Annotated in this window: 14 protein-coding genes and 1 tRNA gene; 7 read left to right on the plus strand and 8 right to left on the minus strand. The window is 56.7% G+C overall.

The genetic code is table 11. The features are described 5' to 3' along the window. The first annotated feature begins 58 nt into the window (after window positions 1-58). A complete protein-coding gene (locus ACR0AG_RS05340; protein ID WP_480837129.1) occupies window positions 59-928 on the plus strand; it encodes a MurR/RpiR family transcriptional regulator in 870 nt (289 codons plus the stop codon). 829 nt (window positions 929-1,757) lie between these two features. Here ACR0AG_RS05340 and ACR0AG_RS05345 read toward each other — a convergent pair. Next, on the minus strand, window positions 1,758-2,432 hold the full coding sequence (locus ACR0AG_RS05345) for a TIGR04283 family arsenosugar biosynthesis glycosyltransferase (RefSeq protein ID WP_480837131.1): 675 nt from the start codon (window positions 2,430-2,432) through the stop codon (window positions 1,758-1,760). A gap of 73 nt (window positions 2,433-2,505) precedes the next feature. Here ACR0AG_RS05345 and ygfZ point away from each other — a divergent pair, with 73 nt between their 5' ends. Next, a complete protein-coding gene (ygfZ, locus tag ACR0AG_RS05350) occupies window positions 2,506-3,243 on the plus strand; it encodes a CAF17-like 4Fe-4S cluster assembly/insertion protein YgfZ (RefSeq protein WP_480837134.1) in 738 nt (245 codons plus the stop codon). 75 nt (window positions 3,244-3,318) lie between these two features. Further along, window positions 3,319-4,251 (plus strand): ABC transporter transmembrane domain-containing protein, encoded by a 933-nt coding sequence (locus tag ACR0AG_RS05355; RefSeq protein ID WP_480837136.1) that lies wholly within the window; start codon window positions 3,319-3,321, stop codon window positions 4,249-4,251. A 45-nt stretch (window positions 4,252-4,296) separates the two neighbouring features. Here the strand turns inward: ACR0AG_RS05355 and efp are convergent, their stop codons facing one another. Further along, window positions 4,297-4,860 (minus strand): elongation factor P, encoded by a 564-nt coding sequence (gene efp, locus ACR0AG_RS05360; RefSeq protein ID WP_480837138.1) that lies wholly within the window; start codon window positions 4,858-4,860, stop codon window positions 4,297-4,299. Window positions 4,861-5,079: 219 nt separating this feature from the next. Between efp and ACR0AG_RS05365 the strand changes: the two genes are divergently transcribed. Beyond that, window positions 5,080-5,400 (plus strand): DUF6280 family protein, encoded by a 321-nt coding sequence (locus tag ACR0AG_RS05365; protein WP_170572372.1) that lies wholly within the window; start codon window positions 5,080-5,082, stop codon window positions 5,398-5,400. Between the two features lie 69 nt (window positions 5,401-5,469). On the opposite strand, the gene ACR0AG_RS05370 is transcribed toward ACR0AG_RS05365, so the two are convergent. Further along, window positions 5,470-6,039 carry a cobalamin biosynthesis protein CobQ gene (locus tag ACR0AG_RS05370; protein ID WP_480837140.1) on the minus strand — a complete coding sequence of 190 codons (570 nt, stop codon included), beginning with the start codon at window positions 6,037-6,039 and terminating at the stop codon, window positions 5,470-5,472. Between the two features lie 60 nt (window positions 6,040-6,099). Between ACR0AG_RS05370 and ACR0AG_RS05375 the strand changes: the two genes are divergently transcribed. Then, window positions 6,100-7,563: a cobyric acid synthase gene (locus tag ACR0AG_RS05375; protein WP_480837142.1), complete on the plus strand. Its 1,464-nt coding sequence runs from the start codon at window positions 6,100-6,102 to the stop codon at window positions 7,561-7,563. Between the two features lie 2 nt (window positions 7,564-7,565). Here ACR0AG_RS05375 and ACR0AG_RS05380 read toward each other — a convergent pair whose 3' ends face one another. The 3 genes from ACR0AG_RS05380 to ACR0AG_RS05390 form a co-directional block, all read right to left on the minus strand. Next, window positions 7,566-8,357: a hypothetical protein gene (locus tag ACR0AG_RS05380; protein WP_480837144.1), complete on the minus strand. Its 792-nt coding sequence runs from the start codon at window positions 8,355-8,357 to the stop codon at window positions 7,566-7,568. A gap of 90 nt (window positions 8,358-8,447) precedes the next feature. Further along, the gene (locus ACR0AG_RS05385) at window positions 8,448-9,866 is read right to left on the minus strand and encodes a TolC family outer membrane protein (protein ID WP_480837145.1); all 1,419 of its coding nucleotides are present in this window, start codon (window positions 9,864-9,866) and stop codon (window positions 8,448-8,450) included. A 95-nt stretch (window positions 9,867-9,961) separates the two neighbouring features. After that, window positions 9,962-10,615 (minus strand): protein-L-isoaspartate O-methyltransferase family protein, encoded by a 654-nt coding sequence (locus ACR0AG_RS05390; protein ID WP_480837147.1) that lies wholly within the window; start codon window positions 10,613-10,615, stop codon window positions 9,962-9,964. 212 nt (window positions 10,616-10,827) lie between these two features. Between ACR0AG_RS05390 and ACR0AG_RS05395 the strand changes: the two genes are divergently transcribed. Then, window positions 10,828-10,901 (plus strand) — tRNA-Cys (locus ACR0AG_RS05395). A gap of 73 nt (window positions 10,902-10,974) precedes the next feature. Here ACR0AG_RS05395 and ACR0AG_RS05400 read toward each other — a convergent pair. Together ACR0AG_RS05400 and ACR0AG_RS05405 are read right to left on the minus strand one after the other, a co-directional pair. Further along, window positions 10,975-12,153 (minus strand): tyrosine-type recombinase/integrase, encoded by a 1,179-nt coding sequence (locus tag ACR0AG_RS05400; RefSeq protein ID WP_480837149.1) that lies wholly within the window; start codon window positions 12,151-12,153, stop codon window positions 10,975-10,977. 137 nt (window positions 12,154-12,290) lie between these two features. Further along, complete coding sequence (locus tag ACR0AG_RS05405; RefSeq protein ID WP_480837150.1) at window positions 12,291-12,887, minus strand: hypothetical protein; 597 nt, start codon at window positions 12,885-12,887, stop codon at window positions 12,291-12,293. 307 nt (window positions 12,888-13,194) lie between these two features. Between ACR0AG_RS05405 and ACR0AG_RS05410 the strand changes: the two genes are divergently transcribed. Next, a complete protein-coding gene (locus ACR0AG_RS05410; protein ID WP_480837152.1) occupies window positions 13,195-14,619 on the plus strand; it encodes a hypothetical protein in 1,425 nt (474 codons plus the stop codon). Window positions 14,620-14,629 lie beyond the last annotated feature (10 nt).

Here is a 14,629-nt window from a genome sequence, read left to right on the forward strand (position 1 = left end):
ACCCACTTGCATTGTCAAAAATTATACAGAACCATGTTGCAACCAGAGGAGAAGCACCATGCGGGTGACCGAAAAGCTTCTGGCGCATCGAGAAGAGATGACGCCCTCGGAACGGCAGTTGGTCAATGTGCTGTTGGATGATTATCCAATGGCCGGGTTGGGCAGCATTACCGAACTCGCCGGAAGTGCCGCCGTGTCGACCACCACGGTGGCGCGCATGCTGCAGAAGACGGGGTTTGACGGCTATCCGCAGTTTCAGGCCGCCGTTCGCGGTGAGGTCAAGGAAATGATCTCGGGTCCCATTGCAAAACGGGACCTGTGGCAAAACGATCTGCCCGAAGAACATATTCTGAACAGATACTCCCGTCGGGCGCTGGAGAACCAGCGGCGCTCAATTGACGAGGTCGATCCGGAGGAATTTGACAGCGTCTGCCGCCTACTCTGCGATCCGAACCGGCGTGTGTTCATCACGGGTGGGCGCATCACAGGAACCCTCGCCCAATACCTTTACCTGCACCTGCAGATGATCCGCCCGGATGTAAAGCTGCTGTCAGACGCTGCGTCATGGACCCATGATCTGCTGGAAGTGCGTGAGGGCGACGTGCTGGTGACGCTAGACGTGCGCCGATACGAGAATACGACGCTGTTGATTGGGCAATTGTGCCACGAACGCAAAGCCGAGATCGTTCTGCTGACGGATCAGTGGCGCTCTCCGATCCATCGACTGGCGAAACATACTTTTGCAGCACGGATCGCCGTACCCTCAGCCTGGGATTCCATGGCGTCGCTTATGGTTCTGCTGGAATGCGTGATTGCCGAGATGCAGGAACGCCTGTGGGACAGCGTCAAGCAACGCACGGATGAGCTGGAACAGGCCTTTGACCGCACTAAACTGTTCCGCAAGTTCGGGCAAAGCTCGGGCTCGTGAATCTTTCAGCCGTTACAACAGCGCGTGAAGACTGTTGTAAGCCACGGCCCGGATCGTACACTTAAACCCATGAATTTTGTTGCCGACAATCAACTGCCCCTGCTGATCCTGGCCTTTCTGATTGGAATGATCGGAACCGGTTTTCTGTTTCGCAAGCCGGCGGGCCACAGGGCCTGGAAACTGGCAGACCTTGTCTGGGTGGTTCTGGGCGGCATCGGCGCGCTGGTTGCTGTGCTTGCTGGGCTCTATACCTCGGACAGTTCGCGACTGGATCGTCAGATCGATGTGGCCTACGCCGCCACGCTTGCCTTTGATCGGGATGCCGCCCGGTTTCGGCTGAGGTTTTGCGACCCCGCATATGATCCCGACACCGCTGTTCTGTGCGAAAAGGTCGAGTTTCTGTCTGCATCAACCGCCTCGAACGCCGATCTGCCTCTGTTTATTGCCGTAACGAACGAGGTTGCCCCGCTGCAGGGCCTGCATATCCTGTTCGGTCGACCCAAAGACGATATGGAAGAGGCCCGCGACATGGCCGCCAAGGCGGATGCGTTCGATATCGAACAGTTTCTGGTCTTTACCTCTTTGGACGACGAAACTCAGGCGGCAATTGACAATATGCGCCGCAAAGTCCCGGCGATTGCAGGGGACTATCTTATCCTGGCCCAAAGCTATGATGATCTGATCGAACAGGTCAGCAAGCTGAAAGAGGAATGGGAATTCTTGCAGGCCAACGCGCATATATTGGTGTTGCAGATTGTGGCCCTGTGTCTGGTCAGCTTTGCGGCGCCCTTCAGATTGGGTAAGTCCATCGTCGAGCTGCGCACTGCCTTCAACGACGGTATGCCCGTGCCAGCCGCTCTGGATCTGCCCCCAGAAAATACCGCGTCAGTGTCCACAGATTGCGCGCCCCCCGCCGAAACCAGCCCTGACGCACATAGCGCTCCGCGCTCGTGATCGCTGTGATCGGCAACAGGGTGGCACGGGGCAACGCCCTGACCAGCGCGACATCTTCCATCAAGGGCTGATCGGGGTAACCGCCTGCGCGCAGGTAATCCTGCTTGCGCACCAGCAGCCCCTGATCGCCATAGGGCAGGCCCAATAAACGGCTGCGCAGGTTCGCCCAGGTGGCGACCCAGCGCGGACGGAAACCCTTGGCACGAAACTGCAACCGAAACGCTGCTGGCCGACCAGAGGCCAGATGGTCCGAGACAACGGCAGCCCATCCCGGTTGCAATTCGGTATCTGCGTGCAACACCAACAGCCATTCACCCATGGCCGCGTCACAGCCTTTGGCCAGTTGCCCACCGCGCGAGGGGGCGGATCGTACGATATTGGCCCCGGCCTCATCCGCAATTTCCAGTGTCGCGTCTGTAGACCCGCCATCAGCGATGATCAGCTCTTTGATAAGACCGCTGTGTAGACCTTCCATAAGCGACTGCAGGCTTCGCGGCAATTCCTGCGACGCATTCAGGGTCGGGATAACGATGCTTATCGGAGCGGACACGTCTGATACCCTCTGGTCATGGCGACGCGATCCCCTATATCACGGTGCCAGAGCAAAAGACGAGGACCCATCCATGCCCCAGCGCCGCATTCTGCGACTTACCGGATCGGACACCGACAGCTTTCTTCAGGGGCTGGTCACGAATGACATTGCGCGTCTGGATGACGGGCTGATCTATGCGGCGTTGCTGACCCCTCAGGGCAAGTTTCTTGCGGATTTCTTTTTGCTGCGCGACGGGGCATCAGTTCTGCTGGATGTTGCCGACGGCCTTGCCGATGACCTCATCAAGCGGCTGACGATGTACAAGCTGCGCGCTGATGTCACCATCGAAGGGACCGACCTGAACCTGCAACGCGGCACGGGCCCTGCCCCGAGCGGCGCACATGCGGACCCGCGGCACCCTGATATGGGCTGGCGCCTCTATTCCACGGCATCAGAGAGCGACGATGGCACCGATTGGGATGCCATTCGCGTGCGGCATTGCATCCCCGAGACCGGAATCGAACTGACGCCTGACAGCTATATTCTGGAATCCGGCTTTGAGGCTCTGAACGGTCTGGATTTCAAGAAAGGGTGCTATGTCGGGCAAGAAGTCACCGCCCGGATGAAGCACAAGACCGAGTTGAAAAAGGGCCTGCGGCGGGTTGAGATCGATGGCTCAGCCCCTGTTGGCACGGCGATCACGTTCAACGGCAAACCCGCTGGTACGCTGTTTACGCAAAGCCAAGGCAAGGCGATTGCCTATCTGCGCCTGGACCGTGCGAAAGGCGAGATGTTGGCTGATGAGGCACGGCTGCGGCTGCTGGCCTAGGTCCGGCTGTTTATCCGTTTGATCCTGGCGGAACGCGATGTATCACTGAGGTAATCCATGGATCGGGATACCTGAATGTTTCGCCTCTATACCACGATCTGGCGCGTCAGTTCTGGCCGGCAGATCATTCTTATCGTGTTGTCGCTTGCGATTGCCGCACTTGCAGCCGCCCCGCTGGAGTTTCAGCGCGACATCATCAACCACCTGACCGCACAGCAGATCGAGGTCGACCATCTATTGCTGCTGGGCGCAGGCATGATGGGTGTCATCCTGCTCAGCCTCGGTCTGAAATGGGTGCTGGGCTACCGCGCCGGAACTTTGGGCGAGGACCTGATCCGCCTGATCCGGCAGAGGTTGCTGGCGCGGGCCATAGATGTCGCCGAAGCTGGTGAAAACATGCGCAAAGGCACGATGTCGACGGCTATTTCGGCCGAGGCGGAGGAATTGGGAAAATTCGCCGGTGGTGCCTTTTCCGATCCGGTTGTTCAGATCGGCACGTTGATCAGCGTGATCGGCTATATCTCGTCCACACAGCCGGGCCTGGGCCTGATTGCACTGTCGATGATCGTGCCGCAAATCATCATCGTTCTGGCCTCACAACGCAAGGTGAACGCCTTTGTCGCAGAACGCGTGCGCGTGCTGCGCAGTGCCACAGACAATCTGAGCATCGAAGATTTGCGCGCGGCTTCAAAGGATATCGAGAGGAAATTCGATGAGATCTATGAGACCCGCAGGCACATGTTTCTTTGGAAGCTTTCTGCCAAATTTCTGCTAAGCGTGATCAACGGCGCCGGAACGGTTGGCGTACTGATGCTAGGCGGATGGCTGGTTCTGCAGGGAAAAACCGATGTCGGGACTGTGGTGGCTGCCACCACCGGATTGACCCGCATTCAAGGGCCGACAAGCTTTCTGATTGCCTTTTACCGACAGGTCAGCGCCAACCGGATCAAATACGATCTGCTATTGGAATTGTTTGGCGACAACCCGCAGCAATATCGCAGGCTGTAGGCAAAAACAGGGGCCAAGACACAGCCCCTGTTGTCTGGCCAGGCGTCAGGCCCGTTCGGAATATTCCATGGTTTCGGTGTTCACAACGATCATCTCATCCTGACCGATAAAGGGCGGCACCATCACCTTGACGCCATTGTCCAAAACCGCAGGTTTGAACGAGTTCGCGGCGGTTTGTCCTTTGACCACAGGCTCGGTCTCGACAATCTTGCAGGTCACTTTCTGGGGAAGCGTCGCGTTCAGCGCTTCGCTTTCATAGAATTCCACCACAATTGTCATGCCGTCTTGCAGAAACGGGCGGCGTTCACCCAGCAGTTCCGAGGGCAGTTCGATCTGCTCATAGGTCTCGGAATCCATGAACACCAGCATGCCGTCGGATTCGTAAAGAAACTGCTGATCCTTCTGCTCAAGGCGCACCCGCTCGACCTTGTCCGCGGAACGAAACCGTTCATTAAGTTTCGATCCGTTTCGCAGACTGCGCAGCTCAACCTGAGCAAAAGCGCCGCCTTTTCCGGGCTTTACGTGATCCACTTTGACCGCTGCCCACAGCCCGTTGTTATGCTCAAGCACGTTGCCGGGGCGAATTTCGTTCCCATTTATCTTGGGCATGACTTATTTCCTTCACAAACGGTTGATGCGTCAGTTCCTGTCCCTATATCTGGCGTAACCACACCTGACAAGACAACGAAACCTAGTGCTGCACTTGCAGCAAGCCATGCAATTTACGCAACGCAACTATGCATTTTAGGTGTATCCGAATCGCATCGAATAGGTCATAAGGACCGTCACGCCGAAAATTGCAAGAGCAAGAAAAACAGGAAAAACGAGATGAGAGATTTCGTTGACGGCACTGCCTTTAACAACGAACAAGGCAATCGTGCCCGGAAACTTTTTGCGGCCGTCGTACTGGCTGCGCTCGACGATGCTATCGCCGATGACAAGAAATATGGCAACGGCCCGGAACAGATCGCCCGCTGGGCCCGCTCGCGCGATGGGCGCGAGGTGTTGTCCTGCGCTGGTATCGACCCGAATGAACGGGTTGTGGACGGGCTGATGGAATTCGTGGGTCGCGGTGTGCGCACCTCGGTTGCGCTGTCGCGTGAAGAAAGCGAACGCCGCAATGCCGCACAGCAGGCAGAAGCCGCTTAAACACCGCATTGCCGGATCATGAAAAAACGCGCTCCTGCCAGGTCAGGGCGCGTTTTTCTTTGCGCGGTTTCAGAAGAACAGCAGCCATTGCCGCGCAACCCAGACCTCGGCCAGCAGCAGCACAGTAAAGAACAGTTTGGCTCCTAGTGTTGGGCCACGGCGCCACAGAACCACAAAGGCCGCAACACACAAAAACACAGAAAGCGGTATCAGCAACCCGGCGTGGTGGTTGGTATCCCAATAGCTGATCGGGCTGTGAAACACCCACGAACTGAAAGGCCAGAACTGCGGCCTGCCATCGCCGGCGTGCAGGAAGAAGTCCATGACCAGATGCAACAACCCAGCCCCTGCCCCGATGCTCACCAACCGCCAGCCGCGCCAGATCCCCAGCGCCAGAACCAGCCCCCAAAGCACAAAGGAATTGTCGATGGCGAACATGGTTTGCCAGGCAGAAGAGTAGTAAAGCTCGTTAAACACCACCTGCGGCGGGATTTGCAGCACGTGCAATGAGATCCCGGCCATCAGATACAGCGACAGATCGGGCAACAGCGACCCCAACAAAGCCGCCGCAAGCACAGGCCCTCGCGCAGGCCGCGCAAAAACGGCAGCGCCGATCAAAAGATGCGCCGGAGTGTTCATCCAGGTCTTTCCCTTTGCCCCCAAATCGGGTCATCTGCCCGCCAACATAGGAGACAGGCCATGGTTCGGTCCATCATGATTCAGGGCACCGGCAGCAATGTCGGGAAATCGGTGCTTGTGGCCGGTCTGGCGCGGGCCTTTACGCGACGCGGAATGCGCGTTGCACCTTTCAAGCCGCAGAACATGTCGAACAACGCCGCCGTCACCGAAGACGGGGGCGAGATCGGGCGGGCGCAAGCGCTGCAAGCGCGCGCGGCGCAACGCCCGCCGCACACGGATATGAACCCAATCCTGTTGAAACCGGAAACAGACACCGGTGCGCAGGTCATCGTCCACGGCAAACGCGCAGGCACTATGCGGGCCGCGGATTACCGCAAGGACAAGTCAAAATTGCTGAACGCGGCACTGGAAAGCTTTGATCGGTTGTGCGCCGATGCCGATCTGGTCCTGATCGAGGGTGCGGGCAGCCCGGCAGAAACCAACCTGCGGAGGGGCGACATTGCCAATATGGGCTTTGCCTGCGCCGCGGGCGTGCCAGTTGTTCTGGTCGGCGATATTCATCGTGGCGGAGTCATTGCTCAGATCGTGGGCACGCAGGCCGTTTTGGACACGGAAGACCTGGCCACCATCCGCGGTTTTGCCGTCAATCGCTTCAAGGGCGACGTGTCGCTGTTCGACGAAGGCCGCGACGACATCGCCACGCGCACGGGCTGGCACTGTTTGGGCGTCGTGCCATGGTTCCATGACGCGTGGCGGCTTCCGGCCGAGGATATGATGGATATCCGCTCGAACAAAGGCGGTGCCTGCAAGGTCGTGGTGCCACAGTTGGAGCGGATGGCCAATTTTGACGATCTGGACCCGCTGTCCGCAGAACCCGGCGTGTCGGTTGAGGTGATCCCAGCCGGGCGCGCCCTGCCCGGTGACGCTGATCTGGTCCTGCTGCCCGGCAGCAAATCCACAATCGGTGATCTGGCCTATTTTCGAGCGCAAGGATGGGACATCGATCTATATGCCCATGTGCGCCGTGGCGGTCATGTTCTGGGGCTCTGCGGTGGATATCAGATGCTGGGCAAAACGATATCCGACCCTGATGGTGTCGATGGACGGCCCGGCACCGTCGATGGCCTGGGCCTTCTGGATGTCAGCACCGTCATGAAAGGGCCCAAAACCGTTACCCTGACCAACGCAACGGCCCTGCTGCATGGTGAGCCGGTCAGCGGCTACGAGATTCATATGGGTCATACGGATGGCCCGGACTGCGACCGTGCGTGGCTAGAAGTTGCAGGGCGCCCCGAAGGCGCGGCCAGCGCCAACGGGCGCATTCGCGGCAGCTATCTGCACGGTATTTTTTCCTCGGACGCGTTCCGGGCAAGTTACCTGACCACCTTGGGCGCATCGTCCGACGTCAACTACGAGGACGGGGTCGAAGAGGTTCTGGACGCGCTGGCCGATCACCTCGAACAGCATATGGATCTGGATCTGCTATTGTCGCTGGCCGAAACGCCCACGAGCAGGCCTGAATAACTCTAGGTCGCGTCCTGTTCGGCAATCGCCTTGGCGATCTCGCGCCGGATCATCTTGCGCAGATTGCGGGTGATCCCTTCGCCCAATGTGCCTTGCAACTCTTCGCGCACGATCTGGGCAACGGCCAATTTTAGAGTCTCTTCATCCAGGGGCTGTGCGGCGGGCTCTTCCGGTTCTATCGGCGTGTCGTCGACCTCTTCAGTGCGCGTATCCCGAATGAAGGGCACTTTCTGTTCCACCTCGGCGCTCGGATCATCCGCTGGTTGTGTCTGCGCCTCTTCAACAGGCCATGCAACAGACCCCGTTGGGGTGCCTGAATAGGCGTCGTCGCTTTCGCCGTCCGGTTCCCACTGGTCTTCCGTGCGCGCTATTGCGGCCTCAAGCGCTTCGATCTTGGCGCTCAGGCTACTGGCCAGATCTTTCTTTTCGTGCTCGACCGTCTCTTCCGCGACTGGTGCGGCATGCACCGGGTCAGTGTCACGAGGCGCCGACACCTGTTCAGCCGGGCAAACTTGATCCGCAGGCTGCAAGCGCATAGGTCCGGCCGGATGCTCAGACAGGTTTGCGGCCTGTGCTGGACCGGAAGTTTTTACATTGAATTCGGGCACCAATTTAAGCGGCGCAGCTTCGGGCGATTTCGGCTTTTCGGCCACGCGCAACGCATCCGTTAGAACCAGACGACCGGGCTTGCGGTCGGCTGCTGGTGGGACAAAAAGGAATTCGGCGTCATCGTTCATGTCTTCGCGGACCATCCTTTTGATCGAGGACAAAACGTCCCCAATATCAGTACTCACACCACTATCCGACATTTTTTCCTACCGCTCTGGCCTTTGAAATCAACTGTAGCCAAACAATACGCAGCAAACAACAGGTAGTATTCGGTGCTAGTCGCGCCGCAATGCCTTGAGAACCCGATCCAGATCGCGACTTTGTTTACTGACCTGAGATGGGGCCTTTTTGACCAGATTATAATACAAGGTCGGATCATAGATCTGTACCGCCAGCCCCAGACGCTCGGCCGTCAGAAGGCCCTGCGCCTGCAGCAGTTGATAGGCAGCCAAGGACCGCTCGGTCCGAGAGGCGATTTCCGCCAACTGCGCGTCCAGCAAATCCTGCTGTGCGGCCAGAACATCCAGAGTGGTCCGCGCGCCCAACGTGGCCTCTTCCCGGATGCCGTCGAAGGCGACCTGCGAGGCCCGGACCCGTTCGGTCGATGCGGTCAAGCTGGCGGTCGCGGTTTCAAATCGCACATAGGCATCGGTCACGCCTTGGGTGATATCCTTCTGAACATTCAACAGGTTTGCGCGGGATGCATCCCGGGTTGCCATCGCGCGGCGCACCGCAGCGGCCAGACCGCCACCGGAATAAATCGGCTGATTGAAGTTCAGCGAGACCGAAGCGTCATTGCGAAAATCGTCATTGTCATAGCTTTCTGTCACACCCGCATCGGCATTCAGGCTGACATTCGGCCCCAGATTGGCGCGCTGTTGCTGCACGATCAGGTCCAAGGCCCGAACCTGATGCTGGGCCGAGAGGATCGCGGGATGGTTGCGCTGTGCAAGGCTTTGCGCCTCGGTCACCGACCGCGGTAGGTTCGGCAGGCCGGGCTGGCCTGCGGTCCGACCGGGTTGTTTGCCGACCGCGTTCACGTATTCGGCTTGCGCAGTGCTCAGCTCACCACGGGCATCCGCCAGATCCGCACGCGAACTTGCAAGCTGCGCCTCGGACAGAGCGACGTCGGTGCGTGTCACCTCACCAACCTCAAAACGGTCCTGAGACGCGCGGAGTTCTTCAGCGGACAAATCTACGTTGTTCTGTCGAATTGTTACGGTTTCTTCCTGCAACAGAACGCTCAGATACGCGGTGGCCGCACGGAAGAGGATCTGCTGTTCGATGTCGATCAGGGATTGGCGGGTCGACAACACGGTTTCCTGTGCGGATTGCTTGCCCAAAACGGACGCCCCACCATCGTAAATCAATTGGCTCAGGGTCAGACCGGAGAAGAAGTTTGAAGGCTCGTTGCTGGTCGTGACCCCGGCAGTTCTGGCGCGCCGGTAATCCTGGCTGATCCGCACGGTCCAGTTGATGATCGGCCGCAACGCGGACAGCGCAATCGCCACGTCCTCATCCGCGGCACGCAACAAAGCCCTGTTCTGCTCCAGCAGTCCGCTTGTGTTGTAGGCCCCGATAAACGCATCCGTCAGGTTGTCGGCCAGCACCGAACGCCCGGGAACAGCGCTGAGCGCAATGCCAGCCGTCAAAACCAGGGCTTTGACCAGTTTTCCACGTGCCGTCCTACGCATACCGGACTCCTCTCAAATCAAATTTACGCAGCCACTCGAACAGTTTGCGCCTATATATTCAAGTAATCAAGGCGGCAATTCAAATTGCCGAGATACTATAGCGAAAATACACAATCCTTGGAAAACGCAGGCAAAACCGGTGCGCTTGCATTGAACGCAAAGCGCCAAGTGACCTGGCCCGCGGATTTTTGACCGATCCGCACGGTGCCCAAATCGCCCTCCATGAACAAACAGGCGATGCGACCATGTTCCTTGAGCTGGTCCAAAATCGCTTCCGGAACCTGCTCGACGCCACCCTGGATAAGGATCACGTCATAGGGGCCGTGTTCGGGCGCACCACCGTCCAATGGGCCGGTGTGGACAATGGCATTGTCCGCATCCGCCTCCATCAGCGCGTTCTGAGCCTCGGATGCCAGATCTTCGTCCGCCTCAACACCGACAACAAGCTGCGCCATGCGCGCGGCAACAGCAGTCGAATATCCCAGCGCCGGGGCAATATCCAAAACGATCTCATCGTTGGTAATGTTCAACGCGTCCAGCATCTTGGCCAGCGTCCGCGGCTCAAGCAGCGATCTGCCACCCCCCAGATCCACAAGGTCACCGACATAGGCCGCTTCACGTTTCCAATCCGGCACGAAATTCTCACGCTCTACATTCAGCATCGCGTCAATAATCGGAAATTTGGTCACATCCGAGGGCCGAATCTGCGTGTCGACCATAGTGTGGCGCCGGGTTGCGAAGTCTGTCATCTGACCGCCCATCAAGTTTCAGTAGCTAAAAGAACTTCTGACACATCCAAAGCGCAGCGGCAACGGGCTGCCGCCCCCACCGTACCGCGACAAAAATTCCACAGGATTTGGCATGAGACCCACCCAGTTTTCCCGCAAAGCTCTGGACCTCCCTCCAGAAAGCTGCTAGAACGCCCATAACACCACGGCAAGTGATTGATTTTACTTGGAAAGGCGAGTTGGCGGAGTGGTGACGCAGCGGATTGCAAATCCGTGTACACCGGTTCGATTCCGGTACTCGCCTCCACTACTTTTCAATGGGTTAGAAGCATTGGCAATTTCTGCCGAAGCGCATTTTACAATCCATTTTACAATTCCGTTCACGATTTGCTCTCCTTGGCCTCACTTAGAAGCGTCAAAACGTCATCAGTTTCACCCGGCGAAACCTGCGCGTAACGCTCAATCATTGCCGCAGCAGTACGCAGAGACCATCCCATGCATCCAGCGATCTGAGAGAGCGATAGACCCGCCCGCAGTAGCCTCGTGGCCGCCGTACCACGGGCGTCGTAAAGCCGCAGGTCATAGCCTAAGCTTTGTGGTGTTAGCCCTGCCTTGTCGCGCCACTGACGCACGCCCTCAGACGCCCGATGCTCGGTCAAGGGCTTGCCACTGGCGTTGGTCAGGATAAGCAGCCGATCATCAGGTGTTGCGTCAATCACTTGGGCCATAGCTTGACTGACCGGCACAAACGCAGATTTGCCGCGCTTGTTGGTTTTGATGCGAATCCGACGACCGCCCGGCGTTGGCTCAACGTGAGCGCGCGACAATCTTATCAAGTCGCCGGGGCGCATTCCTGTTTCGCAGGCTGTCACCAAAATACGCACCACCCATTCCGGCGCGATCTTTTTGACAGCCTCAACGTGTTCTGGAGCCCAAACAACATCGGATCTGTCAGACCGGTACACTTTTTTGAAACTGCAATGGTGCTCAGCCAGCTTTCCGGCATCCCGCGCCCAATTCAGAATTCTGGTCACTACGGTTCCGGCATAGTCATACTGTTTCGGTGAGTGAGCCCATTGCGCGCGCCATTCATTCACCTCGGCACGCGATGCGGCCTCTTCAAACATGGCCACCGGGTCATTCTTGAATTCAGTCGAGAACCGAAGCGCCCATTTCTTGTAATCAGCTTGCGTTCGCGGCTTGAGCGTCTGAAATTCGGCAGACTGCAAGTAAGTTTCGACTAAAGCCTCAGTCATGTTCCGATCAACCTTGGGCGCGGCGGCGACCATCGCAGCGGTGTAAGCTGCGAAGAACTCGGCATTTTTCGGAAATGGCCGAGGGTCTTTCCAAAAACCAGTTCCTTTGCGACCACGAAGCGAGAAATAGTAGCAGACAGAGCCATCGGCGAGCTTGGCTCGCACGCGATGGACCTCCGGGGGCAAATTACCGCGTGGCACGGCGAACCCTCCTTGCTGCAACCAAGCTATCGTTCTCGCTGCTATCAGAAGAATGAAGCCCTTGAGCTTCATCAAGACGGCGGCGAACCAAAGCAGGATCAAAATAGCCTCGCCGCCCCGGAACAGGCGTTATGCGCATCGAAGCGCACCAGTCACGAAAGGCAGCGTTCGTGCCCGAGTACCCAAGGCGGTGTGCAAGGTCATCCGATGTGACCAGTTCAATACCGAAGCTGCCGAGGTTATCCATTGTCGGCCTCCGTGAGAAAAACGGCGGCGAAGCTGAGACCGAGAGACGCCGCAATCTGACCGCAAACATTGGAAAGGTTTAGAACGATCCGAGGCGCGGCCCCGCGCCCTTCGACAGCCCCGATCACTGCGCCGGGAACACTATCTATCTTATTCAGGTCAAACATCGAGTCAGCGTCTGATACAATTGCCAACCGGCTTTGCTGGCGCTCTGCCCCTTCATTCGCAAAGATCAGATATGTCTCACCAACGGCGAACAACTTACCCGGCACCCGAATGTGCGCTGATCTGGGCTGGATTTGATTGGGGTTAGGTTGCTGGCCATAGTAGGCGAACTGCGCTCCCGCCCAATACGCTTCGCGAACGTCGACTCCGCAGTCGATCAGTGCGAACGCTATGGCCCCTTGCACAACTGTCTCGAGCGAAAGCTGCCGTAGCCTCCCGCGCCCCGGTCCTCTTGATGCAACGGATTTCACCCCTTCCGGCACGAACACCTTGTTCATGTCGAAGTGGTTTTCCCAGCGACGAGACGTATTCCCCATCGCAATCAGTGCCTTATCGGCAGGAAAATAAAGCCCTTCGGACGACATGGGAAACGCTACCTCCACGCATATTAAATTACAACAGGCATGGTGAATTTATTACCATAGGTAGAGTTATGTTGCGTCAACTACTTGGTATCGAACAAAAACTCAGAATTCCGCAACAAGACTGACCACGAGTGACTTGCGGCATTCCGTAAAACGAATGTCAGTGCAGCATTGTTTCGGGACCGCCAGCTTATGTCCTCAACTAAGTGCCCCTTCACAATCATTAAGCGAAACGGAACTGAGGGGGTGCAACCCATGGAAAGGTTGGATAGAGTCTCGCAAGAACTTAAAAATATTGGAGAAAAACTTGCTGTTTTCAGAGCAGTTTGGAATTCACATAGATGGAACAGAGCCTTGGTTTGATCCTCTGTTGACCCTTGATACGAAACTGTACATTGACCCGTTCCTGATTTTTCAAGACGAGTTCGGCCCCTTTGTCGGTGCGCATGAAGAAATCGTGAGTTTTTATGAGGCCGCTTTCCAAATCGTTGCCGAAGCCGGTGAAACCAAATCTGATCGACCTTGGAAAAAGGCGATCTCCATTCTAGGCACACCCGAAGTTGAAGAGTTTTGCTTGGGGGTTACGGCATCAGGCACAAGAGGTGCAGGCGCCGCAGGCGGAAAAGCAAAGCTCATCGCCGAAGCATTTCACAAAGCAGTGCTTTTCGGGCTTGCCAATCCAAAGCACTTCGAAACGGTGCAACTTTTTCAAGAAGGTATAGCCGAAGACACGGTAAGTGACGCAGTTGGCAATATCCTCAGACACAGGTTTGCCGAGTACACAAAATCCGTCTGCGATGGGTATGGAGTTCCCACCAAAGCGTGCCCACACTACCGTGGTCGCTTCAATCCAGACACACGGCGGTGGGAACGCATTGTCGTAGATGCCCCGATCAACCCATACAGCGAAAAGCAAGTCCTGCTCGTGCCAAAGCAGTATCTGCGACCGTTGCCGACGCTGAATCCAGATGATTTTTGGGGATACTGCTTTGATCAAAATGCCCAAGAACTTCGGACAGAGTTGGGTGAGGAAATTACGCGCAACGTCAAAAAAGAAGTGATACTCGAAAAAGCACTAGGCGACTATGACAGCGTAGAAGAATATGTTGCGTTTCTAGAGCGTATCGGCGGAGCGCCATATGATCTCGATGAAGACCCAAAAGGACTTGTCAAATGGTACCACAAGTCTAGGGAATTTGTTCAGGAAAACCCGATAGAACTGCATTTCAAGGATGCATCCGACTTCCCACAATTCATAGATAAGTTGCTGTCGATATTCAAAAACTACGTCGAAAACCAAGGCGGGTGGGAACTCATCTACAACGACGACGGCAGACCAAAAAGCGAAAGCGCGTGTCAACGATTGTTCTTGGGGATTGTCCGGCACTACTGCCTTGCAAACAACATCGACGTGTCGCCCGAGGTTAATATCGGGATTGGCCCGGTAGACTTCAAACTATCGCAAGGAGCCAAGCTCACTGCTCTGGTAGAAATGAAGCTCGCCAAGAACACCAAGTTTTGGTCTGGTCTGGAAAAGCAACTACCGAAATATCTTCAAGCCGAAGAGGTAAAACTAGGGCGCTTCTTGGTCATCGCCTTCAACGAAACGGATGTTGAGAGGTTGAACGACATTTATGAGCGAGTTGCGAAAGTTAACGCTGAAACCGGGTACGAGATCCAAAGCTGCGTCGTTGAGGCAATCTACAAACCGCCGTCAGCATCAAAACTTTGATCCCTTTGGC

Source organism: Ruegeria sp. H6 (assembly GCF_056532975.1).

What these genes read in the sequence shown, in the direction of transcription:
- ACR0AG_RS05340 (WP_480837129.1), top strand. Translation starts at nt 59, where the DNA reads ATGCGGGTGACCGAAAAGCTTCTGGCGCATCGAGAAGAGATGACGCCC.
- ygfZ (WP_480837134.1), top strand. Translation starts at nt 2,506, where the DNA reads ATGCCCCAGCGCCGCATTCTGCGACTTACCGGATCGGACACCGACAGC.
- ACR0AG_RS05355 (WP_480837136.1), top strand. Translation starts at nt 3,319, where the DNA reads ATGTTTCGCCTCTATACCACGATCTGGCGCGTCAGTTCTGGCCGGCAG.
- efp (WP_480837138.1), bottom strand. Translation starts at nt 4,860, where the DNA reads ATGCCCAAGATAAATGGGAACGAAATTCGCCCCGGCAACGTGCTTGAG.
- ACR0AG_RS05365 (WP_170572372.1), top strand. Translation starts at nt 5,080, where the DNA reads ATGAGAGATTTCGTTGACGGCACTGCCTTTAACAACGAACAAGGCAAT.
- ACR0AG_RS05370 (WP_480837140.1), bottom strand. Translation starts at nt 6,039, where the DNA reads ATGAACACTCCGGCGCATCTTTTGATCGGCGCTGCCGTTTTTGCGCGG.
- ACR0AG_RS05375 (WP_480837142.1), top strand. Translation starts at nt 6,100, where the DNA reads ATGGTTCGGTCCATCATGATTCAGGGCACCGGCAGCAATGTCGGGAAA.
- ACR0AG_RS05385 (WP_480837145.1), bottom strand. Translation starts at nt 9,866, where the DNA reads ATGCGTAGGACGGCACGTGGAAAACTGGTCAAAGCCCTGGTTTTGACG.
- ACR0AG_RS05390 (WP_480837147.1), bottom strand. Translation starts at nt 10,615, where the DNA reads ATGACAGACTTCGCAACCCGGCGCCACACTATGGTCGACACGCAGATT.
- ACR0AG_RS05405 (WP_480837150.1), bottom strand. Translation starts at nt 12,887, where the DNA reads ATGTCGTCCGAAGGGCTTTATTTTCCTGCCGATAAGGCACTGATTGCG.